26 protein-coding genes are annotated in these 24901 nt (G+C 60.9%); 11 read left to right on the top strand and 15 right to left on the bottom strand.

From position 1 onward, the window contains the following. Positions 1-27: 27 nt before the first annotated feature. On the bottom strand, positions 28-1281 hold the full coding sequence (locus tag AC13F2_RS12350) for a threonine ammonia-lyase (protein ID WP_482965365.1): 1254 nt from the start codon (positions 1279-1281) through the stop codon (positions 28-30). Between the two features lie 110 nt (positions 1282-1391). On the opposite strand from AC13F2_RS12350, the gene AC13F2_RS12345 reads away from it, so the two are divergent. Further along, positions 1392-3041: an amidohydrolase gene (locus tag AC13F2_RS12345; RefSeq protein ID WP_482965364.1), complete on the top strand. Its 1650-nt coding sequence runs from the start codon at positions 1392-1394 to the stop codon at positions 3039-3041. Here AC13F2_RS12345 and tatC read toward each other — a convergent pair. The 9 genes from tatC to AC13F2_RS12300 form a co-directional block, all read right to left on the bottom strand. Then, complete coding sequence (gene tatC / locus AC13F2_RS12340) at positions 3026-3820, bottom strand: twin-arginine translocase subunit TatC (protein ID WP_173829939.1); 795 nt, start codon at positions 3818-3820, stop codon at positions 3026-3028. The genes AC13F2_RS12345 and tatC overlap by 16 nt on opposite strands. A gap of 1 nt (position 3821) precedes the next feature. Beyond that, on the bottom strand, positions 3822-4256 hold the full coding sequence (gene tatB / locus AC13F2_RS12335; protein ID WP_482965363.1) for a Sec-independent protein translocase protein TatB: 435 nt from the start codon (positions 4254-4256) through the stop codon (positions 3822-3824). A 23-nt stretch (positions 4257-4279) separates the two neighbouring features. After that, entirely contained in the window at positions 4280-4507 is a 228-nt protein-coding gene (tatA, locus tag AC13F2_RS12330; RefSeq protein WP_103022561.1) for a twin-arginine translocase TatA/TatE family subunit, read from the bottom strand. 60 nt (positions 4508-4567) lie between these two features. Then, positions 4568-5185: an SMC-Scp complex subunit ScpB gene (gene scpB, locus AC13F2_RS12325; RefSeq protein ID WP_482965362.1), complete on the bottom strand. Its 618-nt coding sequence runs from the start codon at positions 5183-5185 to the stop codon at positions 4568-4570. After that, positions 5185-5994 (bottom strand): segregation and condensation protein A, encoded by an 810-nt coding sequence (locus tag AC13F2_RS12320; RefSeq protein ID WP_482965361.1) that lies wholly within the window; start codon positions 5992-5994, stop codon positions 5185-5187. Before AC13F2_RS12320 ends, scpB begins: the two co-directional genes overlap by 1 nt. Continuing rightward, a complete protein-coding gene (gene nagZ, locus AC13F2_RS12315; RefSeq protein WP_482965360.1) occupies positions 5991-7013 on the bottom strand; it encodes a beta-N-acetylhexosaminidase in 1023 nt (340 codons plus the stop codon). The genes AC13F2_RS12320 and nagZ overlap by 4 nt, the downstream gene beginning before the upstream one ends. An 80-nt stretch (positions 7014-7093) precedes the next feature. Beyond that, positions 7094-7789, bottom strand: a complete 696-nt coding sequence (locus AC13F2_RS12310) for an SPOR domain-containing protein (protein ID WP_482965359.1) — start codon at positions 7787-7789, stop codon at positions 7094-7096. A 2-nt stretch (positions 7790-7791) separates the two neighbouring features. Continuing rightward, positions 7792-9531, bottom strand: coding sequence for an arginine--tRNA ligase (gene argS, locus AC13F2_RS12305; protein WP_482965358.1), 1740 nt, complete (start codon positions 9529-9531; stop codon positions 7792-7794). Between the two features lie 45 nt (positions 9532-9576). Next, positions 9577-10230, bottom strand: coding sequence for a hypothetical protein (locus tag AC13F2_RS12300; RefSeq protein WP_301642374.1), 654 nt, complete (start codon positions 10228-10230; stop codon positions 9577-9579). Positions 10231-10326: 96 nt separating this feature from the next. On the opposite strand from AC13F2_RS12300, the gene ispH reads away from it, so the two are divergent. From ispH to rnhA, 3 genes are read left to right on the top strand one after another with little or no spacing between them, the layout of a single operon-like run. Further along, the gene (gene ispH / locus AC13F2_RS12295; protein ID WP_222827563.1) at positions 10327-11310 is read left to right on the top strand and encodes a 4-hydroxy-3-methylbut-2-enyl diphosphate reductase; all 984 of its coding nucleotides are present in this window, start codon (positions 10327-10329) and stop codon (positions 11308-11310) included. Beyond that, positions 11311-12267, top strand: coding sequence for a homoserine kinase (gene thrB, locus AC13F2_RS12290; protein ID WP_482965357.1), 957 nt, complete (start codon positions 11311-11313; stop codon positions 12265-12267). It abuts the gene before it with no gap. After that, positions 12264-12707: a ribonuclease HI gene (gene rnhA, locus AC13F2_RS12285; protein ID WP_103022552.1), complete on the top strand. Its 444-nt coding sequence runs from the start codon at positions 12264-12266 to the stop codon at positions 12705-12707. Before thrB ends, rnhA begins: the two co-directional genes overlap by 4 nt. Before the next feature lie 13 nt (positions 12708-12720). Here rnhA and AC13F2_RS12280 read toward each other — a convergent pair whose 3' ends face one another. Together AC13F2_RS12280 and AC13F2_RS12275 are read right to left on the bottom strand one after the other, a co-directional pair. Further along, positions 12721-13821, bottom strand: coding sequence for an NAD(P)/FAD-dependent oxidoreductase (locus AC13F2_RS12280; RefSeq protein ID WP_482965356.1), 1101 nt, complete (start codon positions 13819-13821; stop codon positions 12721-12723). Next, the gene (locus AC13F2_RS12275) at positions 13818-14783 is read right to left on the bottom strand and encodes an alpha/beta fold hydrolase (protein ID WP_482965355.1); all 966 of its coding nucleotides are present in this window, start codon (positions 14781-14783) and stop codon (positions 13818-13820) included. The genes AC13F2_RS12280 and AC13F2_RS12275 overlap by 4 nt, the downstream gene beginning before the upstream one ends. A gap of 85 nt (positions 14784-14868) precedes the next feature. Between AC13F2_RS12275 and AC13F2_RS12270 the strand changes: the two genes are divergently transcribed. The 7 genes from AC13F2_RS12270 (at position 14869) to AC13F2_RS12240 (ending at position 22376) form a co-directional block, all read left to right on the top strand. Beyond that, complete coding sequence (locus AC13F2_RS12270; protein ID WP_103022549.1) at positions 14869-15585, top strand: A24 family peptidase; 717 nt, start codon at positions 14869-14871, stop codon at positions 15583-15585. A gap of 91 nt (positions 15586-15676) precedes the next feature. Then, the gene (cpaB, locus tag AC13F2_RS12265) at positions 15677-16744 is read left to right on the top strand and encodes a Flp pilus assembly protein CpaB (protein WP_103022548.1); all 1068 of its coding nucleotides are present in this window, start codon (positions 15677-15679) and stop codon (positions 16742-16744) included. 41 nt (positions 16745-16785) lie between these two features. Continuing rightward, positions 16786-18369 (top strand): type II and III secretion system protein family protein, encoded by a 1584-nt coding sequence (locus tag AC13F2_RS12260; protein ID WP_482965354.1) that lies wholly within the window; start codon positions 16786-16788, stop codon positions 18367-18369. A 14-nt stretch (positions 18370-18383) separates the two neighbouring features. Next, positions 18384-19037 carry a CpaD family pilus assembly protein gene (locus tag AC13F2_RS12255; protein WP_397490095.1) on the top strand — a complete coding sequence of 218 codons (654 nt, stop codon included), beginning with the start codon at positions 18384-18386 and terminating at the stop codon, positions 19035-19037. A 6-nt stretch (positions 19038-19043) separates the two neighbouring features. Beyond that, entirely contained in the window at positions 19044-20336 is a 1293-nt protein-coding gene (locus AC13F2_RS12250; protein ID WP_221597864.1) for a pilus assembly protein CpaE, read from the top strand. Positions 20337-20385: 49 nt separating this feature from the next. Then, the gene (locus tag AC13F2_RS12245) at positions 20386-21357 is read left to right on the top strand and encodes a type II secretion system F family protein (protein WP_221597865.1); all 972 of its coding nucleotides are present in this window, start codon (positions 20386-20388) and stop codon (positions 21355-21357) included. A gap of 20 nt (positions 21358-21377) precedes the next feature. Continuing rightward, complete coding sequence (locus tag AC13F2_RS12240; protein ID WP_103022543.1) at positions 21378-22376, top strand: type II secretion system F family protein; 999 nt, start codon at positions 21378-21380, stop codon at positions 22374-22376. Between the two features lie 41 nt (positions 22377-22417). Here AC13F2_RS12240 and AC13F2_RS12235 read toward each other — a convergent pair whose 3' ends face one another. The 3 genes from AC13F2_RS12235 to AC13F2_RS12225 form a co-directional block, all read right to left on the bottom strand. Then, on the bottom strand, positions 22418-22888 hold the full coding sequence (locus tag AC13F2_RS12235; protein WP_103022542.1) for a MarR family winged helix-turn-helix transcriptional regulator: 471 nt from the start codon (positions 22886-22888) through the stop codon (positions 22418-22420). Between the two features lie 68 nt (positions 22889-22956). After that, entirely contained in the window at positions 22957-23832 is an 876-nt protein-coding gene (locus AC13F2_RS12230) for a crotonase/enoyl-CoA hydratase family protein (protein ID WP_482965353.1), read from the bottom strand. A 179-nt stretch (positions 23833-24011) separates the two neighbouring features. Beyond that, positions 24012-24797, bottom strand: a complete 786-nt coding sequence (locus tag AC13F2_RS12225) for an SDR family NAD(P)-dependent oxidoreductase (protein ID WP_482965352.1) — start codon at positions 24795-24797, stop codon at positions 24012-24014. Between the last annotated feature and the right edge of the window lie 104 nt (positions 24798-24901).

Genomic DNA, 24901 nt, shown 5'->3' with positions numbered 1-24901 from the left:
TCGGATGGGCGGCATACCGCCCGCCAGTCAGGCCAGTTCGGCCATTTCGACTACATATCCCTTGTCGCGCAGCGAGTTCACGAGCCGATCGATCTGTTCACCGTCGCGCGCTTCGCATTCGATTTCCGCCGTCAGGCCTTTGGCCGGCAGTGTTGTGAAAATGCGCTGGTGATAGATTTCGATGATGTTGACGTTGTGTTCGTTGAACTCGCGCATGACCTTGAACAATGCGCCCGGTCGGTCCTGCAACACTATCTGCAAGCGAGCAAGACGCCCGGATCGCGCAAGGTCGCGCAGGAGCACATTGGCGAGCAGGCGCGTGTCGATATTGCCGCCGCACAGGACGAGACCGACGGTCTTCCCCATGAACTTGTCCGGGTTCGACAGGATAGCTGCAAGGCCCGCCGCCCCCGCACCTTCGACAACGGTCTTTTCGATCTGCAGCAGGAGCGCGACCGCATGTTCGAGGGCTGCTTCGGGTACCAGAAGCACATCATCGACCAGCTCGGCGATAATCTGGCGGGTGAACTGCCCAGGCGCCTTCACAGCAATGCCTTCCGCCAGCGTATCGCCGCCACAGGGACGCTCGTCACCCGTGACTGCAGAATACATCGATGGGTAGAGTTCGGCCTGAACACCGACCATTTCGATATCGGGCTTGAGCGCTCTGGCCACGGTGGCCATCCCGCTCATCAATCCGCCGCCGCCAATCGGTACGACAAGACAATCGAAATCGTCCTTGTCCTCGATCATCTCCAGCGCGACCGTGCCCTGCCCGGCCGCAACCAGAGGATCATCGAACGGGTGGACAAAGGTTAGGCCGCGTTCCTTTTCCAATTCGCGCGCATGGGCATAGGCTTCGTCGAAGGTCTCGCCGAAGAGCGTGACATTCCCGCCCACGCTTTCGGTCTGCATGACCTTAACGCTGGGTGTGGTCTGCGGCATTACGATGGTGACCGGAACGCCCAGACGCCGGCCATGATAGCTCAACCCCTGGGAGTGATTCCCGGCGGATGCCGCGATCACGCCCCGCGCGCGCTGTTCCTCGTTGAGATGGAGCAGCGCATTGAGCGCGCCGCGTTCCTTGTATGCGGCTGTGAACTGGTGATTTTCGAACTTGAGCCAGATGTCGGCCCCGGAAATTTCCGACAGGGTCTGCGAGCGCAACATCGGCGTCCGGACCACGGCACCTTCGATACGCGCAGCGGCAGCGCGCACATCGTCGAGGGTAAGGAGCTCGGTCGCCTTGGCGGCAGCACGGACGGAAGATGCTTCGTTCATGTTAGCGGCCCTACGGCTAGGCGCCATGCGACGCAACGTCCGAAAGGGTTTGCCTGCAGCAAGCTATGCCTTATCGGATGCCGCTGGAAACGAGCACTGGATCGCCTGAAATGAAGTTCAAACTCCTTGCCACCACCTTTGCCTTTGCACTCGCCATGCCAGCCGCGGCCGACGTGCTGGTCGATAATGTGGAAGGGATTACCTTCGACGAAGATGGCAAGATCAAGCGGTTCAATGCGCTGGTCATCGATGATGACGGCAAGGTCGCGCAGATCCTGTCATCGAAAGACAAGAAGCCCCAGACCGATTACCGCGAAAACGGCAGGGGCGCGGTCATGATCCCCGGGCTGATCGATGCTCACGCGCATGTGATGGGCATTGGCATCGGTGCGCTGACGCTGGATCTGTCGGAAACCAATTCGCTTGAGGAAGCGCTGGACAAGATCCGCCGCTTTGCTGCCGAGAACGAGTCGCGGCCATGGATTCTCGGGCGTGGCTGGAACCAGGAAAAATGGGGCCTTGGCAGATTTCCAACGGCTGCCGAACTCGACAGTGCGGTCTCCGACCGGCCAGTTTATCTGCAGCGCGTGGACGGCCATGCCGGCTGGGCGAACAGCATAGCCATGCAGGCTGCTGGCATCACTGCAGAAACGAAGAGTCCGGAAGGTGGCCGCGTCGAGCGGATGGCGGGATCACAGCAGCCCTCGGGCGTATTCGTCGATGCCGCAGAAGAACTGATGACGCGCGCCATTCCGGCGCCGCGCCCGAACGAGCGTGACCTTGCCTTCGCAGAAGCACAAAAGGTCCTGAACAGTTACGGGATCACTGCAGTCGCGGACATGGGAACGACCATCGAGGACTGGCAGGCATATCGCAGGGCAGGCGACAAAGGCGCCCTTACGGTGAGGATCATGTCCTACGCCGCCGGCCCCGAGCAGATGGAACTTATTGCCGGCGCCCGGCCTTCGCCCTGGCTTTATGACGACAAGCTGCGGATGAACGGGATCAAGATCTATCTCGACGGCGCACTCGGCAGCCGGGGCGCGTGGCTGAAGCAGCCCTATGCCGACGATCCGGGTAATACCGGACTTCCGCTCACTGGTCCCGCCAAACTGCGCAACGTGCTGGTGCGCGCCGCCCAGGGGAATTTCCAGCCCGCGATCCACGCCATCGGCACCGCGGCGAATGAGGATGCACTGGACGCGATCATAGAGATTGCCGAAAGCTTCCCCGGTGATCGGCGCTGGCGCATCGAGCATGCGCAGATCGTCGATCCGGTCGACCTGCCCAAGTTCGGTGAGGACGGCATTATCGCGTCCATGCAACCTGTCCATCAGACGAGCGATCGCGTTATGGCAGAAGCCCGGCTCGGCCCCGACCGCCTCGCCGGCGCCTATGCATGGAACTCGATCCTGAAAGCGGGCGGACGGCTGGCTTTCGGGTCCGATGCTCCGGTCGAATCGCCTGACCCGTTTGCGGCACTGGCCGCTGCGACGACGCGCATGGATGCGAATGGCGAGCCATTTGGCGGCTGGCACCCCGAAGAACGCGTGAACCGTGAACAGGCGCTGGCGGCCTTCACCAGTGAAGCCGCCTATGCAGGGTTTGCAGAGGGCCGCTTCGGCAAGCTGCTACCCGGCGAACGCGCCGATTTCGTTCTCATCGATCGCGATCCCCTGATCTCCAGTCCGGGAGAGTTGCGGGCCACCAAGGTGATCGAAACCTGGGTCGGCGGACGGAAGGTCTACGACGCGGACTGAGGCTCTTCGGGCTTTTCGACGACTGCTTTCCGGCGTTTCTCGGTCAGACGCATCAGCACAAGCGAACCTTCGAACAAGAGCAGAAGCGGAATTGCGAGCAGCAATTGCGAGCCGGGATCGGGTGGCGTGATGATGGCCGCAACCGCAACAACGAGCACGACCACATACCGTCTTGCCGCCACAAGCTGGTCGCGGGTAACGATCCCTGCCCGATGGAGGAGCAAAAGCAAGACGGGCAGGAGGAAGCTCATTCCGAAAGCGAGAATGAACTGCATCACCAGACCGAGATATTCGTTTGCGGTCGGAAGCGCCTGAATTTCGAGACCGCCCGCCGTCCCCTGAAAGCCCAGAAACCAGCGAAACGCGGTGGGCATGACGACGAAATAGGCGAGCGACGCCCCCATTAGGAAAAGGATGGGCGTGGCCAGAATAAATGGCAGGAAAGCTTTCTTTTCGCGCGCATAAAGCCCTGGGGCCACGAACGCCCAAAGCTGATTGGCGATAACCGGGAAGCTCAGGCAGAACCCGGCGAACAGCGCCACCTTCAGCTCGACAAAGAACACTTCGTAGAGCTTCGTGAAGATGAGCTGGCCTTCCCCTTCGGGAAAGGCATTCTTGAGCGGCTGGATCAGAAACCCGAGAATGGGATCGGCGAAGTACAGGCACACCCCGAAGGCCACCACCAACGCGAGGACGCATTTTACGAGCCGCGAGCGTAGTTCGATCAGATGATCGAGAAGCGGTGCCTGGCTTTCGTCGATGTCCCTTATCACCGCCATGTCAGCTGTCCTTCCCCGAAGCGGGAGGATCGAGAGGCAGTGGCGGCTCGTCCGAATGCTCCGGCGCCTTCACCGGTGCAGCGCGCCTGATCGCAGCTTCCGCCGCGGCATCGGCATCGGGGACTTCACCTGCCGCCGACAGAGGCTCCATCTCATTCGGCAACAGATTTTCGGGCCCACCGCCTTCCGGTTGCGCGCCGTCGGGATACTTTGCCATGATTTCCTTGTTCCGTGCCGCCCATTTCTCTTCCATTTCCTCGATCTCGGCCTGACGAACGACTTCGTCGATCCCGGCACGGAAATGGTTGGACATGCGGCGCAGCTTGCCGATCCAGCGACCAGCCGTACGAAGCGCCTTGGGCATGTCTTTTGGCCCAATCACCACGATCGCCACAATGACGATCACCAGCAATTCGCTGGCACCGATATCGAACATGGCTGCCTCCGCCCGCTAGCGGATTATTTCGGGTCGGTGGTCTGCTTGACCTGATCTGCGGTCAGGCCTTCGTCAGCAGGTTTTGCGTCATGAGATATCTGCTTGGCGGGCTTTTCTTCTTCATTCATGCCCTGCTTGAAGCTTTTGATACCTTTTCCGAAATCGCCCATCATCTCGGAGATGCGGCCACGGCCGAACAGGACGAGGATGACGACGGCGATGATGGCAAGTTGCCAGACACTAAGACCCATGGGACCTTCTTTCTCGGTTATGCAGTTTCGATTATAGGCGTTGTGGGACGTTTGTACCAGTCAGTCCTCACCGGCAGGGTCGCGATTCCCGTCTTTGTTATCGCCTTGTTGGTCGGCATCGCTCTCGCCAACGAGTTCATCATAGGCATCTTCGACAGGATCGAGCAGACCCGTAGCCCGCAATTCGGCAATTCCCGGTAAATCCCGACGGCTCGACAGGCCGAAATGTTCGAGGAATTCCGTTGTGGTGGCGTATATCGTCGGCCGCCCGGGCACCTCACGCCGTCCCGCGATTTTTACCCAACCGGCTTCCATCAGCACATCCAGCGTACCGCCGCTGGTCTGTACTCCGCGAATTGATTCGATTTCGGCGCGGCTTACCGGCTCGTGGTAGGCAATTATCGCCAAGACCTCCGTGGCCGCGCGGCTGAGCCTGCGAACCTGTTCTTTCTCACGCCGCAAGAGATGCGCCAAATCGGGCGCGGTTTCGAAGTGCCAGCGTTTGCCCCGCTCGACCAGATGCACGCCTCTCTTCTCGTAATGATCGGCGACGCTCCGCAATGCGTCGCGGACATCGCCTACCGCAGCGCCGCCGAGAAAGCCTGCAAGCGCTTCTGCAGTCATCGGTTCCTCTGCTGCAAACAAGGCAGCTTCTACAGCGCGGTCCAGTTCCTCCATCAGGTGGAAACCCGGCGAAGGTGAAGCGGACCGAACGTATCTTCCTGCTGCAGTTCGGCTTTGCCCAACCTGGCCAGTTCGAGCGCGGCAACGAAACTGGATGCGAGCGCGGATCGTTTGAGGCGTGGCTCTGCATGGGGAGGAAGGAATTCGCGCAGCTCCATCCAGTCGAGCGTAACACCCAGCATGTTCGAAACCCGGTCGAGTGCCGATTCCAGCGTCATGACGGGACGTTCGCGGACCATGTGAATGGCCGGTGCAGTACGTGCCTTCACTCTCCCGTACGCTTCTATCAACGAGAATTGATCGCACTGCCAAAGGTTCTTCCGCGCTATTTCCAACCCCTCCGGACTGCCGCGCAGGAAGACATCGCGCCCGATGCGATCGCCACCCATCAGGCGTGCGGCCGCATCGCGCATTGCGCCCAGGCGCTGGAGCCGCAACTGAAGCTTCAGAGCCAGTTCCTCGGGACTCGGATCCTCCTGCTCTTCCTTGGGCAGGAGCATCGCCGATTTAAGGTATGCCAGCCATGCCGCCATCACGAGGTAGTCGGCGGCAAGTTCCAGTTTCAGTGCTTCGGCTGTATCGATGTAATCGAGATACTGGTCGACCAGCGAAAGTATCGAAATCGAACGCAAGTCGACCTTCTGGCGCCGCGCGAGATCGAGCAGCAGATCGAGCGGCCCTTCCCAACCATCGAGCTCCAGATACAGGGCATTTTCATCGGCAGCATTTTCACTGGCGATGCCTTCCCACCCATCATGGTCGGCGGCCGCATTTTCGCGGAAAAGCAGGCCGTTTGCGCTCATGCCGGCTGTTCTTGGGCGATAGCCAGCAAGGTATCCCGATTCGCCAGCAATTCCGCCGTTTCCGGCCCATCATCTGGTTCGTGCATTGCCGCGAGCACCCGGTCGAGCCGTTCGATCGTCTTCTGCCCCATGGCCTTGCCGCTTTCAGCTATCGCGACCTGGTCGTCCATTTTGGCCCAGCAGTTGAGTACGATATCGCATCCTGCATCGAGCGCGCGGATGGATCGCTCGACGATGGTCCCATCCAGCGCCTCCATGTCGATATCGTCGGTTAGCAACAGGCCATCGAAACCGATCCGGCCACGGATGATCTCGCGAATAACGTTTGCCGACAATGTTGCCGGGTGGTCCGCGTCCCAGGCTTCGAACACCATGTGCGCGCTCATGCCGAGCGGGTGCGACGACAAGGTGCGAAAAGGCTCGATATCGACCCCGAGTTCCTCATCGCTGGCGTCGACGCGCGGAAGTTCCTTGTGCGAATCGCTGGTCGCACGGCCGTGGCCCGGCATATGTTTCAGGCACCCGACGATACCTGCCCGGCCCAATCCATCCAGCACCGCCCGGCCGAGTGCGGCCACCTGTATCGGTTCGGTCCCGAGAGCACGGTCGCCAATTACATCGTCGGTCTCGGGCCGGCGCACGTCGAAGGGCGCATGGTAATCGACCGAAATTCCCATTTCTGCGAGTTCGCGGCCCATGGCTTCTGCATTCGCGCGCGCTGCCTCGATCGCGGAAGCCGGCGCGACATTCCATAGCGCAGCGAAGGCCTCTCCTGCAGGATAGCGTTGCCATACCGGCGGCTTCATCCGGGCGACCCGCCCGCCTTCCTGATCGATCGAGACGATCAATCGTTCGCGACCATGAATTTCGCGAAGGTCGTCCGTCAGTTTGCGCAACTGATCCTTGCTGTCGCAATTGCGCCCGAAAAGGATGTATCCAGCGGGATCGGCATCCTTGAAGAAGGCGCGTTCGTCGGCCGTCAATTCGAGGCCGGAAATGCCGAAGATGGCGGGTGTCATGGCTGGAAAGTGAGGCCTTTGCAGATTTCCCGCAAGATCGGTGCCGTCGGCGGGTGTGGAAATTGAGCCTTACTGCGCGCCTATTTGACGAAGCATGCCAGCCCATCAGCCTTCAGTGCGTTGCATAGCCTGTTGGCGGCGGCGCGGTCGCCGGTCATAGCCTGCAACCGGAAAACTCGCCCGATATCGACCTGCGCTTCGACGACGCGATGCCGCACTCCATTCAACGCCTCCGTCTGGCGGATAAGGTTAGACCATGCAGCTTCCGCGTCCTCGCGCCGCGGGAAAGCACCGACCTGGACAGCCCCTGCGGAAGACTGCGTCGTTTCGACCGGCGGCTCACTGACCGTGGATGCAATGGATGGGCTCGCGGCCACGCTGTCCATGGGTGCCGAAGCGGGTCGATCGGCCAGCTTGCCTTCACGCGTTTGCCCTTCGCCCACGGCGAAACTGGTATCACCGGTCCCGGCGAAGGTCTTGCCACCGGGATTTTCGGGTCTTGTCTTGTACGGTCCGTCAGGCGCTTCGATCAGGCTGCCATCCGCCTCGGGCTCGTTGGAAACCTGACTGGTCACGAACCATATTCCCCCGACCACCGCGGCCAGCAATGTAATCGCCAGTGTTCCGAGCATGATAAGCCGGGACGTATCGAACCCCGCGGCATCGCCTTCATCGTTCGCCGCCTCGAGCCACGGCAGGCTCTCATCGTCGGCGAGATCGAGTTCGCCCTCGCTCTCCCAATCTTCGTCCGTATCGTACGGCGTGGACCCCATCATGCTCACATCTCCTCGACCGCCTCGACCCCCAGAATGGCGAGGCCGTTGCGGATCACCTGCCCGACCTGCGCCACCAGAAACAGGCGCGCGGCGGTCAATTCGGGATCGCTATCCTGAATGATCCGCTTCGAGGGATCGTCATTACCCGCATTCCAAAAGCTGTGAAAGGCCGCAGCCAGATCGCCCAGGAAGAATGCGATGCGATGCGGTTCGCGCGCCTTCGCGGCGGCTTCTACCACGCGCGGGAATTGTGCCGCTTCGCGCACCAGCGCCAACTCGCTGTCGTCCAACCGGTCCAGATGCGCATCGTCCGGCTCCACCCCGGCCTTGCGAAGCGTCGAGCGCATTCGTGCATGGGCATATTGGAGATAAAAAACCGGATTGTCCTTGGACGCCTCAACGACCTTGGCGAAATCGAATTCCATCTGCGCATCGGGTTTGCGGGTAAGCATGGTAAAACGCACCACGTCCTTGCCCACTTCGTTGACGACATCCGCCAGCGTGACGAAGGTGCCCGAACGCTTCGACATCTTGACCGGCTCGCCGTCGCGCAAGAGCTTGACCATCTGCACCAGCTTGACGTCGAAAGGTACATTGCGCCCGGCGCCTTTGGTGAGCGCTGCGACTGCGGCCTTGATACGCTTGACGGTGCCTGCATGGTCCGCACCCCAGATATCGATAAGCGCATCCGCCTTCTCCGCCTTCTGGAAGTGATAGGCGAGATCGGCGCCGAAATAGGTCCATGCCCCATTCGATTTCTTGATCGGGCGATCCTGATCATCGCCGAATTCTGTCGAACGGAACAGAGGTAGTTCAACAGGTTCCCAATCCTCCGGCGGAGCCTTGCCCTTGGGTGCCTCGAGCACGCCATCGTAGACGAAACCATGTTCGCGCAGCCATGCTTCCGCTGCTTCGGGCTTCTTCGCCGCCTGCAACTCCGCTTCCGATGAAAAGAGGTCGTGATGAATGCCCAGAAGCGACAGGTCTTCGCGAATCATTTCCATCATCGCGGCGACCGAACGCTGGCGGAACAGCGCAAGCCATTCGCTTTCATCACCATCCCTATACGCCGGGCCGAATTCCTGTGCGAGTCGTTCCCCGACCGGCTTCAGATAGTCGCCGGGATATAGCCCTTCGGGAATTTCCCCGATGTCTTCACCCAATGCTTCCTGATAACGCAGGTGCGCGGACCGGGCGAGCACGTCCACCTGCCCGCCGGCATCGTTGACGTAATATTCGCGGGTGACCCGATAACCTGCCCATTCGAGCAGGCCGCAAAGCGCGTCACCTACCACCGCACCGCGGCAGTGACCCATATGCATGGGGCCGGTAGGGTTTGCAGAAACATATTCGACGTTGACCGTGAGGCCTTTGCCCATATCCGACCTGCCGTAATCGGCACCCAGCGAAGCAATCGCCTGGATTTCACGCCGCCATACGTCGCTTTCCAACCGCAGGTTGATGAAGCCGGGACCTGCGATCTCGGCCTTGGCAATCGCCGGATCACGCTGAAGATGTTCGACGATCTTTTCCGCCAGTGCGCGCGGATTGCTTTTCGCCTGCTTGGCAAGAACCATCGCCGCGTTTGTCGCGAGGTCGCCATGGGACGGGTCTCGCGGCGGTTCCACGGTAACATTGCCGCGTGCCGCGTCGGCAGGCAGCGAGCCCTCCATTTCGAGAGCATCCAATACCGCGTCGATCCGGGCCGCGAAGGCCGCGTGAAGTGTCTGCATTTCAGCCATGGCGCGCGCCTAGCCTATCGACGCGAAATGGCAAGATAGCAGCGACTATCGCGTCGCGTTGTAACGCAGCTGATCTTCGGTCAATTGGAAGCCCACCAACAGTTCGAAGGTAGCCCGCTGGAGTGCAGCGCGCACCGTCGGATCGGCCAGTGGATCAAGCGCAGCGTCGGGATCGCCGGCTTCGCGCTTGCGCGTGATCTGGTCGCGAATTTCAGCAGGAAGCGTGGCTTCGGCGCGATTTACGTAAGCGCCAGCCGTGCCGCGTGCCTGAGCGCGTTCCTGCCCATCGGCAAACTGAAGGGTCACGCTGCCGATGCGCTTGGTCACAACCGAAGAACCGCCGCGCAGGACGGTGGAGAAATAGGGCAGAGTAACGGTCCGGCTGCCACTGGTGTCCGTACGACGTGCCACGACATCGAAGGTCGCTTCGGTGTAAACCCGATCATCTGCGCTTTCATTGCAGGTAGAACGCAGGTTCGTGATCGCTGCCGTCACGTCCAGATCGGCGCTGGTGGTCGAACCGGGAGTACGGAACGTCGTGATATCGCCCGTATAATCGGGAATCCCAACGGCAGGACAGGTACTCCTCACCGCGGTAATGCCGACACCCTGATCGATCACCAGGTCCCCTTCCTTGGCGCATCCGGCCAACGCTAGGCCCAAGGCGAGCGCGGGAAGAAGGCGGGTACGGATGGTCATGCGGCTAGTTTCCCTTTTACGGTCATTCGAATTCGTCGCCCCTCGGGACTGCGCTTGCCCTAGCTTGGCCTGCACGAAAGCGCTAGAGGGCGGGACATGAACGCCCCCTTTCCATCCACGCCTGCCATACCCGGACGCGATCCGCGTCTGCCTTTGAAGCTCATTGTCGCAGCGCCTCGCGGATTCTGTGCCGGCGTCGATCGTGCGATCGAGATAGTCGAGAGGGCGCTGCTCAAGTTCGGCGCGCCCGTCTATGTGCGTCACGAAATCGTGCACAATCAGTACGTGGTCGACAGTCTCAAAGCCAAGGGGGCCATATTTGTCGAGGAGCTGGACGAGGTACCCGACGATGCGCCGGTGGTCTTCAGTGCTCACGGCGTCCCCAAGACGGTGCCTGCCGAAGCCGAACGCCGCAACATGTTGTATGTCGATGCGACTTGTCCCCTCGTCAGCAAGGTTCACCGGCAGGCGGAGCGGCAGGTCGAAAAGGGCCAGCACATCCTGTTTATCGGGCATGCCGGACACCCCGAAGTCATTGGGACGATGGGCCAGGTACCGCCGGGTCAGATCACTCTGGTCGAGACGGTCGAGGACGTTGCCGATCTCGATTTCACACCAGAAGACAATTTGTCCTATCTGTCGCAGACCACCCTTTCGGTCGACGATACCCACGATATCATCGCCGCGCTGCAAGAACGCTTCCCGCAGATCGTCGCCCCGAAGGCAGAAGACATCTGCTACGCGACAAGCAACAGGCAGGCGGCCGTTAAACAGATTGCAGCAAGCTGCGACCTGGTACTGGTTATCGGCGCACCGAATTCCTCCAATTCCCTTCGTTTGGTCGAAGTATCGGAAAGGATGGGGACTGACGCCCGCTTGATCCAGCGCGCCGATGAAATCGACCCGAGCTGGCTGGAAGGTGTCGGCACGGTCGGGCTGACGGCCGGCGCATCCGCACCTGAAAAACTGGTTCGCGAAGTCGTAGACCGGCTGTCCGACTGGCGCGCCGTGGAAGAGGATATTGTCACGGCAGCGGAAGAGAACATGATCTTCAAGCTGCCGCGTCAGCTAACCGAATAGGTGGCGGTCTACACCCATCTGGGCGCCGAGGACCTGGCGCGCCTGATCGCGGAATACGATGCCGGTCGACTGGTTTCGGCCAAAGGTATTGCCGAAGGCGTTTCGAATTCGAATTGGCTGATCGAAACGACCCAGGCACGTTATATTCTGACGATGTACGAACGCCGGATCGAACTTGCCGATCTGCCGTTTTTCCTTGCCCTGCTGGACCACCTGTCCGAAGCGGGGTGCCCCGTGCCGCGCACCATACATGATCGTAGCGGAGCGCCTTTCCGCATGGTGGGTGAAAAAGCCGCGGCGCTGATTGAATTTCTCCCCGGCGTGTCGCCGACCATTCCCGATCCCGACCAAGCGCGCGCGGTCGGTTCTGCGCTCGCGCAGATACATCTCGCCGCCGGGAATTTCGCCATGAGCCGGCCGAATGATCTCGGCCCCCAACAGACCTCAGCCATCCTGCATGAGTGCAGCGCCGATGCGCTCGCTTCGATCGATGCTAGTCTTCCCCGCATCCTCGATGTTGCCACTGGCATCGCCCGAAGCTGGCCCAACGATTTGCCGCTTTCCATTATCCATTCGGACCTGTTTCCCGACAATGTTCTGATGCTGGGTGACCGGGTCACGGGCATGATCGATTTCTATTTCGCTTGCACCGGCGCCATGGCCTACGACCTTGCAGTTACGCATGCGGCCTGGTGTTTCGATCAGTCGGGCAAGCACCTGAACCAGGCGCTCGGCGCTGCGCTGGTAGAAGGGTACGATTCGGTCCGGCCCTTGAATAAGAGCGAGCGCGATCACCTGCCGTTGCTCGCGCAGGGAGCTTGCCTGCGCTTTATTGCCAGCCGCGCTCAGGATTGGCTGGACACGCCCGCCGACGCCCTCGTCCGCCGCAAGGACCCGATGGATTTCGTGCACCGACTGGAATTCTATCGCGACAAGGGGCACAGCGCCTTCTCATGAAGAAAGTCGAACTTTTTACCGACGGAGCCTGCAAGGGAAACCCCGGGCCCGGCGGTTGGGGCGCGCTCCTGCGCATGGGGGCGCATGAAAAGGAACTGTCGGGAAGCGAAGCCGATACGACCAACAACCGCATGGAGATGACGGCTGCGATCAAGGGCCTGAGTGCTCTCATCGAACCGTGCGAGGTCGATCTTTATACCGACAGCAAGTATCTGATCGATGGTATTACGAAGTGGGTGCACGGCTGGAAGAAACGCGGTTGGGTCAACGCCAGCAAGAAGCCGGTACGCAATGCCGAACTATGGCATGAACTGATCGACCTGACCGCGCGGCACAAGGTGGATTGGCACTGGGTCAAGGGCCATTCCGGTCACGTGGAAAACGACCGGGTCGATCGCTTGGCAAGTGACGAGGCCGACCGGATAGCCGGGCGGAACTAAGCTCGTAAGAAGTTCAGCCGAAACGATCCGGCGAGTACAGATCGGCATCGAGATCGGCTGTCATCTCGTCCCTGCCTTCGCCCAGCAACAATTGCCGCGTCAACCGTGCCGCAGCGGGGGATGTTTGTATCCCGAAGCCACCTTGCCCCGCAAACCACGCGAATCCCTCGATCTTCGGGTCGAATCCGTAAACAGGCCTCCGGTCGGCGGCAAAGCTGCGCAAGCCAGCCCATTTGTGTTCGACCGCCTCGATCTGCCAGTCGACGACTTGTTCAAGCCGCGCAATCGCTTGAGCAACTGCCAATTCCTCCGGTGCCGCATCGCAAGGCACGCTCGGTTCTTCATCTTGGGGACTCACCCAGAGCCGCCCTCCCGCTTCGGGCTTGAAATAGAACTTGCCCTCAATATCGAGCACGAGAGGCAAATCTTCCGGCACGTTTGTCGCCAGCCGAAGCTGAGCCACCGTGCGACGATAGGGCGTGATTCCCGCTGGCCGCGCTCCGGCCATCGCGGCCAGCTCGTCTGCCCAGGCCCCGGCAGCGTTTACCACGCAATCGGCGCGATATTCTTCCCCGCGGGCATCGGTGATACGCCAGCACCCCGATATCCGCTGGAGACCGGTGACCCGCGCCCGGCATTGCAGGTTCACGCCGGTATCGAGCGCTTGACGGAGGTAATGGGCGTGGAGCGCTGCCACATCGATATCGGCGCAGGCCGGTTCCCAAACCGCAGCCGACCATGTCGGGCGAATCCCCGGAACGCGGCGCTGCACCTCGGCGGCCCCCAGCCGCTCCAGCACCGCCCCCGTTGCCTGGAACCGCTCGAGAAAATCACTGACAAGTGCCGCATCCTCATCGCGCGCAACGTATAAGGCCCCCCGTTGCTGCAGAAAGCCGCCGCTGCGCAGATATTCCCCGGATGCCAGCGTAAGCGGAACTATGTCCGGGCCGCCATAGCACTCCTCCCAGAATGCAGCAGAACGCCCCGTGGCATGATATCCCGGTCGGTCCTCTGCTTCCAGCAGCAGAACCCGTGCACCGCCTAGCGAGAGTTCGGCGGCCAGGCTGGCACCTGCAATTCCGGCGCCGATCAATGCGAAATCGTATGTGCTCACGAAACCTCTGGCGGAGCCACCCGGTCGAGGAATTCGGCGATGCCGGCCATCGCACGCCCTCGTACGGGCTGAACTTCCCGCAGGATTTCATGGCGCGCTTCATTGCCGAACGCCAGCAACTCTCCATTGGGAAATCGCTGTGCGGCGCGCACCGCGGACGGATGACGAACGAGCTTGTCTGCAGATGTGCTGATGATGAGGACAGGCACCTCCACGTTCTCCATCGCGCCGCGCTTTACCAACTGGCGCGTCGAGGCATAGGCCCGCTCGACCCAGCCCCAGCTTCCTGGCCCCATGACCAGTTCGGGTCGCCTCTCCCGCCACCATAATTCGTCCGCATACCGACCGGCATCGTGTGTCAGCAGGTCGGAGCGATTGGCCGGCATTTCGCCGGGTTTCTCGCTCCACTTCCATGCGGGCCGCGTGGGCTTGCCGATCTTGGTCATGAACCAAGCGACGAAGTGCGATACCCCCAGAGGCAGCGGAGGACCCGACATGCCGAGCATCGGCGCGCTGAGTATCGCTGCGTCGGGATCGATCTGCCCATCCACCAGCGCACGCGTGACGAGGTGCCCCCCCATCGAGTGGCCGACGACTATATGCGGCCCGCGCGTCTCTGTTTTCCAAGTCTTCCAGAGAAAGGCCAGGTCATCGACCCAGTCGGAAAAGTCCCCGACATGTCCTGTGATTGCATCATCGCCCAAACGCCCTGATCCAGCCTGCCCGCGCCAGTCCGCCGCGGTCACGTGCCAGCCAGCGCGACTCCACTCGACCAGGGTTTCGAGATACTTTTCGTAGGAGTCGCCGCGGCCGGGCATGAAAAGGATCGACCCGCGCTTGCCCCCATCCTCAGCCGGTAAATCGATCCGGCGGATTTCATGGCCGTCCGCTAACGCAAACCTGCTCTCTACGGCACCGGCCGGTATCGCGCGCCGATCGATGGATTGCCTTTCTGCCTGCATAACGGTGACCGGACATCCTCGTATGGTTACTGTTTGGTAAGCACGTTCCTGTAGCACCGGGCCCGAAGAAAGCCTCGGGGGCGACATGCAAAGCGAAATTTCCACCTACGTATTGCTCGCCGGATTGGCAATCGCACTGCTCTGGGTAATCGTAACGGATCTGAAGAGCCGTACGATCAGCAACCGGCTGACGATGGCGGTCGCCTTGGGCGCGCCGGTATTCTGGCTATCGACTGGTTTGCCGCTCTGGCCGGGCGTCGCCCTTCAGATCGGTTTGGCCGCCATTGTGTTCGCCGTGTGCTGCATATTGTTCGCTATCCGTCAGATGGGCGGCGGCGATGTGAAGCTGCTCTCGGCGCTAGCATTGTGGGTACCGCCCTCGCAGTTCACTCTGCTGCTGGTTGCCATGGCGATGCTCGGCTGGGTGCTGACCATGGCGATTGGCGCCTGGCGCGTAGCCCATTCCACTACCGTCCGGACCCGCCCTTTGCGCGATGCCATACTGTTGGGTCTGGGCACGGCCATTGCTGCGTTGTTCGCCAGCGCCGTTCTGGGTGGACCACGACTTTCAGTTCCGGCCGATCTGCTCGGCTCCGTAACGACCAGCCCTATCGCGGTTATCGGCCTGATGCTGGCACCCTTCATCATCCTGCTTGTCGTAACGCTTGGTTCGATCCGCATCATCCGGCGGCACGATCGCGATTTATGGGTCCCTTACGGTCCCGCGATTTCGCTCGCCGCTCTGTGGGTGATGGCAAGCGGCCAGATGTTCCGGCCGGTCGGCGCGATAGCCGCGGGCTGACAACGCGATTTTAACCAATTCGCCCGTAAAGCTTGAAACCATACTTGCCCGCACTGGGATTTCGCGGGCTGAACTAGGGGGCTACAAAGCCATGGATAGGAAGAAGCTGGTTCTGCTGGTTGCTGCACTGATCATCGCGGTCGGTACGGCACTTGTCGCACGGAGCATGTTTGCTGGTGCAGGCGCACCGCAGGCCGAAGCTGCCGCGCAGGTCGAACCACAGGGACCCAAGGTCCTTGTTGCACAACGTGCGCTCCCGGTCGGGACGATCATCACCGCCGATGCCATCGGCTTTCAAGCGTGGCCTGCCGAACTGGTCCAGGATGCGTATTTCCTCGACGGCGAGGCGGATATCACGAAGCTTCTCGGCACTGTCGTCCGCCATCCGATCACGGCTGGCGAACCTGTGACGCAGGGCTCTCTGGTTGCCCCCGGAGATCGGGGCTTTCTCGCTGCCGCTCTGACACCGGGCATGCGCGCCATAACGGTTCCGGTTACCGCCCAGTCGGGTGTAGCCGGGTTCGTCTTCCCAGGCGACCGGGTGGACATGGTTCTGACCCAGCAGGTCGAAGGTAGCGAAGAGTCCAGCCTGAAGGCATCGGAAACCATTCTTCGTAACCTTCGTGTTCTGGCAACCGACCAGTCGACCGTTTCGGAAAAGGCGGAAGACGGATCGACCGTGGTCAAGGCGTTCAGCACTGTCACGCTCGAAGTAACCCCGGTCATTGCCGAGAAGGTCGCCGTGGCGCAGACAATCGGCACGCTCAGCTTGTCGCTGCGCTCACTCGCCGACAATCAGAGCGAACTCGAACGGGCCATCGCTTCGGGTGACGTCTCCATTCCGGATAACGCCACCCCCGAGCAGGAAGAACGGCTCCTGCGCGAAGCCATGGCGCGTCCCGATGACGGCAAGAGCACCTACGTGACCGGCGGCGACGTATCGCGCTTCCAGCGCCGTACGGCTCCTGCGCAGGGCACCAGCGCACCGCAAGCCGCTTACGGCGACGGACAACCGGTTCGCAGTGGTCCCAGCGTGCGGGTCACCCGTGGCAAGCAGACCGAGGATGTATCGATTGGTGCAGTCGGATCGAGCACGGCGCGCGGTGCCGCAAGTGCCGCACAGACATTGCCTGCCGCCCAAGCTGTAGGTGTGAGATGAGCAGGAAAAAGCAACAGGAACGCCATTCAGGGGGCAATTCCATGACACGTCGCGTTACAACGAAACTCCTGCTCTCCAGCCTGGCGTTGACGCCGCTGGCGGCAGCCCCGGTTACCACCGCCACTGCCCAGTCTGTGGTTCGTCCTAACTCCGAGATCGTTCTGTCCATCGGTCGCGGTGAACTGGTCAATGTACCGGGCAATATGGCCGATGTCTTTGTCGCCGACGACAATGTCGCCGACGTCCAGGTCAAATCGCAACGCCAGCTCTACGTCTTCGGCAAGGCCGGTGGCGAAACGACGATCTACGCTAGCAATAATGCCGGCGATATCGTGTGGTCCGCCAATGTCCGCGTCGGGTCGAATATCGGCAGTATCGACCAGCTACTCGCCCTCGCCATGCCGGAAGCCAACATTTCGGTCGCTACCATGGGGTCGAATGTCATTCTTCTAACCGGGACGGTCGCCGCCCCGGAAGATGCCGAAGAAGCGCAGCGTCTTGTCGAAGCCTTCGTCGGCACGGAATCGAATGTCATCAGCCGCTTGCGGATGGCGACGCCGCTGCAGGTCAATCTGCAAGTGCGTATTGCCGAAGTCAGTCGCAGCTTCGTACGTGCGATTGGGGTCAACTTGACCAGCATCGACAGCACGGGAGGCTTTCAGTTCGGCGTCGGTCAGGGGCGCAGTGGTTTCATCAATGGTGGACGGCTTCCCGCTCTCGGTGTGGGGAACACACCGATTGGACTGCTCCCTGATCCGGCAGATCCGACCAAGCTTGTACAAGCAGAAGGCACTCGGATTGGGGGAGTTTCCCCGGGCACCACGCTCGGTGCGATGGGAAGATTTCTTGGGCTCGACATTGGAGCCGCGCTGGACCTCGCTGAAAACGAAGGGCTCGTGACCACGCTCTCGCAGCCAAACCTGACCGCTCTTTCCGGCGAAACGGCAGAATTCCTCGCGGGTGGCGAGTTTCCGATCCCCCTTAGTCAGGGTCTCGGCACTACCACCATCGAGTACAAGAACTACGGCGTAAGCCTCGCCTATACGCCCACCGTGCTCGCCAATGGGCGCATCTCGATGCGGGTACGTCCGGAAGTATCGGAGCTTTCCAGCCAAGGCGCTGTTGTCTTCGAAGGCTTCCAGATCCCGGCACTCGTAACGCGGCGTGCAGAAACGACGGTGGAACTTGGCTCGGGCCAGAGCTTCATGATTGCGGGCCTGTTGTCCAACAATGCCACGAACACGATCGACAAGGCCCCGGGCCTCGGTAACATCCCGATCCTTGGCAACCTGTTCCGTTCGACCACCTATCGCAAAGGCGAAACCGAACTGGTGATCGTGGTGACACCGTATCTCGTGAAGCCCGTCGATGCGAACGACATCCATTTGCCGACCGATGGCTTCCGCAAACCGGACGAATTTCAGCGTTTGCTCGGCTTCCAGCAGAGCGATGGCGTTTCGGGCGGTGAACGGCCGGAGCCGCGGGCGGTCGAAACCGCGCCGGGCGAGCCCAGCATTTCTGGCGGCCAGCCTTTGAACAATGGCGAACCGCAGGCGGCCCTCCAGCCCGATGCGCGCCGCAATGAACGCACGGCGTCGGCCAAGCCCGGCTTCAGCTTCGACTAAGGGAGACGAGTACAATGGCAAAGGCAATCAATCGCAAGCTCGCCGGATCTCTGGCCGTCTCGCTCAGCCTCGTGCTCGGCGCATGCGGGGGCATGGGGACTGAAAATCGCACACTGTACAGCGTGCACCAACCGGTAGTCGAACGCACCAATTTCACTCTCGATGCCAGCACCGGTGGCGATGGCCTGGCGGTTAGCGAGCAGCAGCGCATCGCCGACTGGTTCGATGCGATGAATTTGGGTTACGGCGACCGCGTCTCGATCGACGATCCGAGCGTCAACCCGGCTGTGAAGCGTGACTTGGCGGCGCTTGCGGGTCGGCACGGCGTGCTGATCAGCGAAGAAGCACCCGTGACGGCAGGGTATGTGAACCCTGGTCAGGCCAGAATTGTCGTGACCCGCTCGACCGCCAGTGTTCCGGGATGCCCTGACTGGTCGGCCAATGGCGAACACAACCCGACGAATGCGACATCACCGGGTTATGGCTGCGCTGTGAACGGTAATCTGGCGGCAATGGTCGCCAATCCGGAAGACCTCATCACGGGCCAGAAAGGCACCGGCGAAACGGTCGTCAGCACCTCTACCAAAGCCATCAAGGCGTATCGCGACCTTGCGCCGACCGGAGCAACCGGCGGACTGGCCGAAGTCAACACCCAAGAAGGAGGCTAACCAGCCATGAGCGCTTCACTGAAACCCGGTCTGGCCGGAAACCGCGATCCTTTTGCGGCCTATATCTGTGATGAAAACGCCCTCGACGTCCTTCGTCCGGTGGTGATCGAACTCGGCTGGCAACCTGAAAAATGCAACAAGGGTGGACTGCGCAACGCAATCCAGTCCCTGTCGGTATCGGCCAGCCCGAACATCCTGATGGTCGATCTTTCCGAAAGTGGCGACCCGCTGAACGACATCAATGCGCTTGCAGAAGTCTGCGAGCCGGGAACCGTCGTTATCGCAATCGGACAGGTCAACGATGTCCGTCTGTATCGGGATCTGCTCGCCAGCGGCATTCATGACTACCTGCTCAAGCCGCTATCCGCCGGCATGCTGCGGGATTCCCTCAACCAGGCGCAGGCCGTCTTCATGGCTCCGCGCGGTGGCGAAGAAGAAGGTGTGAAGCACCACGTTTCCACTGCCGTCATCGGCACACGCGGCGGCGTCGGCGCATCGACAATCGTAACATCGCTTGCCTGGATCTTCTCGTCCGAAAAGCGCATGCCGACAGCGTTGCTCGATCTGGACGTCCACTTCGGCACCGGTGCGCTTACGCTTGATCTCGAGCCGGGACGCGGCCTGACCGATGCGATCGACAATCCCAGTCGTATCGATGGGCTGTTCATTGAACGCGCCATGATCCGGGCGAATGACAATCTGGCCATTCTCTCCGCAGAAGCTCCGATCAACCAGCCGCTCATGACGGATGGCTCGGCCTTCATGCAACTGCAGGAAGAATTCAAGCACACGTTCGAAATGACGGTGCTCGACATGCCGCGCAACATGATGATCAATTTCCCGCACCTGCTCAACGACGTGAACGTCGTCGTTCTGGCAACGGAAATGTCACTCGCGTCGGCACGCGATACGATCCGCATCCTTTCGTGGCTCAAGAACAACGCACCGCATTCGCAGGTCGTGATCGTCGCCAACAAAGTTCAGCCGGGTGTCGCCGAAATCAGCAAGGCCGACTTCGAAGCGTCGATCGAACGCAAAATCGACGTGATGGTGCCCTTCGACCAGAAAGCCGCTGCCAATGCCGCGAAACTGGGCAAGACGTTCGTCGATGCGAACAATGGATCGAAAGCGACGGCCGCGATCAAGCAGCTTTCCGCCCAGGTCATTGGTGCCGGCGACGAGAATATCGCAGGGGCCGGCAACGGCGGCGGCGCCAAGAAATCACTTCTCGGCAATCTCGATCTCAAGAGCCTTCTGGCGAAGAAGAAAGACACGCGGGTCAAGGAACCCGTGCAGTAACGACGCGCAGTTTTTGGCTCGCGCGCATTAGGTTTGGACGGAGTTTGGCATGAACATAATCCAGCTGACATTGATGGCAGGGGGTATCCTCGCCCTACTGGCGATCGGCTATGTTCTGTTCTCCGGCCCTGACGCAGGAAAGGCCAGCCAACGGCGTTTGCAGCAGGTGCGATACCGCCATTCGGACAGCACGGATACCAAGGTCGAATCGCAGCTGAAGAAGGCCATCGCTGCCCGCCGCCCAACGGCCTATAAAGTAGCCGGGTCAGGGTCGCGCATCGAAGCGCTGGCCAACCGCCTTGACCGCACCGGCAAGGGCTGGACGCTTAGCCAATATGCCTACGCCTCGCTTGGCCTGGGATTTGTGGTCGCCCTGCTACTTTTCTTGCGGAGCGGGTCCTTGCCGCTTTCACTCGGTGTGGGGATACTGGTCGGTGCAGGGCTTCCCCATTTCATCGTCAATCGCGCAATCAAGAAGCGGACCAACAACTTCAACAAGAAGTTCCCCGATGCCATCGAACTGCTGGTTCGCGGCCTGCGCTCGGGCCTGCCCGTCACCGAAACGCTTTCGGTTGTCGCACAGGAAGTGCCAGGTCCGGTGGGTGAAGAGTTTAAGGGCATCGTCGAACGGACCAAAATCGGCCGGACGATGGAGGAATCGCTGCAGGCGACCGCCGATCGCCTGGGCATTGCGGAGTTCAATTTCTTCTGCATTACCCTCGCCATTCAGCGCGAAACCGGCGGTAACCTTGCAGAAACGCTTTCCAACCTCTCGGACGTGCTGCGCAAGCGCGCGCAGATGAAGCTGAAGATCAAGGCGATGAGCTCTGAATCCAAGGCGTCTGCCTACATTGTCGGATCGCTGCCCTTCATCGTCTTCGTGCTGATCTACTGGGTGAATCCAACATATATCGGCGGCTTCTTCGAAGACGATCGCCTGATCGTCACCGGACTGGGCGGCCTCGTATGGATGAGTATCGGTGGCTTCATCATGGCCAAGATGGTCAGTTTCGAAATCTGAGTTGAGGAAAGACTAGAGCAATGGACCCCGTGACCGGCCCCACCCTCCTCGGCTTCGACGTCTATGTCGTCGGCTCGATCCTTGTCGGCATAGCTGCCGCAGCAGTCGTCTTTGCGATCTACACCGCGGTGACCATCAAGGATCCGATGGCCAAGCGGGTCAGAGCCCTCGAGGGTCGTCGCGAAGAACTCAAGATGGGCCTCGTCACGTCGAGCGCCAAGAAACGGCAAAGCCTGGTTCGCAAGACGGACACGACCGAGAGAATTAAGGACACGCTTGGCAGCATGAAGGTGCTGCAGCAAAGCCAGATCGAAAGCGTACAGCAGAAACTCGCCCATGCCGGGATCCGCAACAAGGAACTGGCGATCGTCGTCATCGGCCTGCGTGCCGTTCTTCCGATCCTGCTGGGCGGTTTTGCCTTTGTCATGCTCTACCTGGTTGAGGTCTATCCCGACTGGCAGATGAAGCGCGTCGCAGCGCTCGGCCTGGCCCTTTTCCTGGGTTACAAGGGCCCCGAAATCTATCTCAGCAACATCGCGAAGAAACGCGAAGACGCCATTCGCAAAGGCCTGCCCGACGCGCTCGACCTACTGGTTATCTGTGCCGAAGCCGGGCTTACCGTCGATGCGGCATTCAACCGCGTCGCTCGCGAACTTGGCCGCGCCTATCCCGAACTCGGCGAAGAGTTTACGCTGACCGCGATCGAATTATCCTTCCTCAACGAACGAAAGAAGGCCTTCGACAACCTCGCCTATCGCGTGAACCTCGACGCTGTGAAGGGCGTGGTCACGACCATGATCCAGACAGAGCGCTATGGTACACCGCTGGCCTCCGCGCTGCGTGTCTTGTCGGCCGAGTTCCGCAACGAACGTATGATGCGCGCAGAAGAGAAGGCCGCGCGCCTTCCTGCCATCATGACCGTACCGCTGATCATGTTCATTCTGCCGGTGCTGTTTATCGTCATTCTCGGCCCGGCGGCTTGTTCGATTGCCGACGCTTTCAGCGGCGGCATTGGCTAGCCGGTCAACGCGTAACTGATCTGAAAGCCCGGTCGACTGCCTTAGTCGGCCAGGCTTTCCGCGTCGAAGTCTCCGGCCTGGTCGCGCACGCGCCCGAGCATATCGAGCAAATCCACTCGCTCTTGCTCGCTCAGCACGGAAAACAGCTCCTCCTCGATTTTCAAAGCCAACGGCATGATGCCGGCGTGCACGGCCCGCCCTTCACTGGTCAGTTCGAGCAGATGCGAGCGGCCATCGCTGGCGTTTGGCGAGCGCTGGGCGAGACCGCGCTGTTCCAGCCGCTTGCACGCTCGATTGACCGGCACCTTGTCCATGAGCGTCTGCTGCGAAAGCTCGCGCTGGGTCAGCGCGCCATGATCACCCAGCACCGCCATGATGCGCCACTCGGTCGTCTTCAGCGCAAACCGTTTGCGATATTGTTCCGCGATGCGCGTCGATACGGCATTCGAAGCGATGGACAATTGATAAGGCAGGAACTCTGCAAGGCGCTGGGCAGGCTGGTGTTTCGACATGCCGGCGACCTTGGGTTCCCGCGTTCGCCTTGGCAAGGCCGTTACGACTGTGACCGTCTCAAGCGAAACTATTCGTAGCCGGGTTCGTCCCACCACGGGTAGAAGTCGGGCATGTTTTCGCTGACCGTGTCAGGATAGGCAGGCGGGCGCTTTTCGAGGAAGCTGCGGACACCTTCCTTGCTATCCTCGCTCTTGCCGAGCCGGTAGATCGAGCGGCTGTCGATCCGGTGGGCCATCATGGGATGGTCCGTCGCGGAAAGTCGCCACAGCATCGCCCGCGTCATGGCGACAGACACGGCGGACGTGTTGTCGGCGATCTCGCGCGCCAGGCCCACCGCCGCATCCATCAGTTCGCCCTGGGGATGTACCGACCGGACAAGGCCGCGCTCACGCGCTTCCCCGGCATCGAAGATACGCCCGGTCATGCACCATTCCAGCGCCGTCTGCATGCCCACGAGCCGCGGCAGGAACCAGCTCGAACAGGCTTCCGGCGTAATCCCGCGCCGTGCAAAGACAAAGCCGAAGCGTGCATTGTCGCTGCAAAGTCGCATGTCGAACGGCAGTTGCATGGTCGCGCCGACGCCCACCGCGACGCCATTGCAGGCACCGATCAGGGGCTTTTGCGAATTGAAAAGGCGCAGGACCAGGCGGCCGCCGCCGTCGCGCACGCGGGTATCCGACAGATCGTCGACCGGATCATGACGCGCGAATACATTGCCCGCACCTTCGTCAGGCGTCAGGTCGGCACCGGCGCAAAATGCACGTTCACCCTCGCCCGTCACGATAACGGCGCGCACGCTGTCGTCAGCATCGGTGATGTCGATGGCATCGATCATCTCCTGCATCATGACGCCGGTGAAGGCGTTCATCTTTTCCGGGCGGGAGAGCGTGAGGGTGGCGATACCGTCGGCAGTATCGAGCTTGATCTGGGTGAATTCGGTCATCGATTCGGCGCTCCGTTCGTCGTCGTCACAGAACACATGGACCGCATGTTACACAGTCCAGGCGCAAAAAATCCGCCGTTCCCGAAATCGCTGCCGAAGCACGCGAAAGAGGAACGGCGGACCATCATCAGTTGAACCCAATCAGAGATCGGGCGAGTAGGAAAGTCCGATGGCGCGGATCACCGCGGCGCCATCCGGATCGCACCATCGAGGCGGACGTCTTCGCCGTTGAAATAGCCGCATTCGATCATGGTCATGGCCAGCCGGGCATATTCGTCGGGATTGCCGAGCCGCTTGGGGAACGGGACGCTGGCCGCCAGCGCTTCCTTCACCTGCGGCGGAGCCGCGTTCATCAGCGGGGTATTGAAGATGCCAGGCAGGATCGTGTTCACACGAATACCCTCGCTCATCAGGTCGCGTGCGATCGGCAGGGTCATGCCGATGACACCGCCCTTCGACGCGGAATAGGCGGCCTGACCCATCTGGCCGTCTTCACCTGCGACCGATGCGGTGTTCACGATGGCCCCGCGATCACCGTCTTCCGACAGCGGATCGAGCGTCATCATGCCCGCTGCCGACTTGGCGATGCAGCGGAACGTGCCGACGAGGTTCACCTGAATCACGAAATCGAAGGCAGACAGAGGGAAATGGCTTATCTCGCCACTCTGCTTGTCGCGCTTGGCGGTCTTGATCGCGTTACCGATACCGGCGCAATTGACGAGGATGCGTTCCTGGCCGTGCGCCTCGCGCGCCCTGGCAAAACCCGCATCGACATCTTCATCGCTGGTGACATTGACCTTGCAGAAGATGCCACCGATGTCCTTGGCAACCGCCTCGCCCTTTTCCTCGTTCATGTCGAAGATGGCGACCTTCGCCCCCTTCGCGGCAATTGCGCGGGCGGTAGCTTCGCCGAGGCCGGAGGCCCCACCGGTGACGACTGCGGGGGTATTGCTACTGACTTCCATGAATATTCCTCTCAATCACTCTATAGGATCCGGCCATGGCCGGTATCATTCTCGCACGGGTTCGAAACTGAATTTCGCTTTCCGGCTTTGGCCGGATTGGCGCG

The sequence above is a fragment of the Qipengyuania sp. L-5Y genome (assembly GCF_056859455.1).
This window is presented reverse-complemented; position numbering and strand designations above follow the sequence as displayed.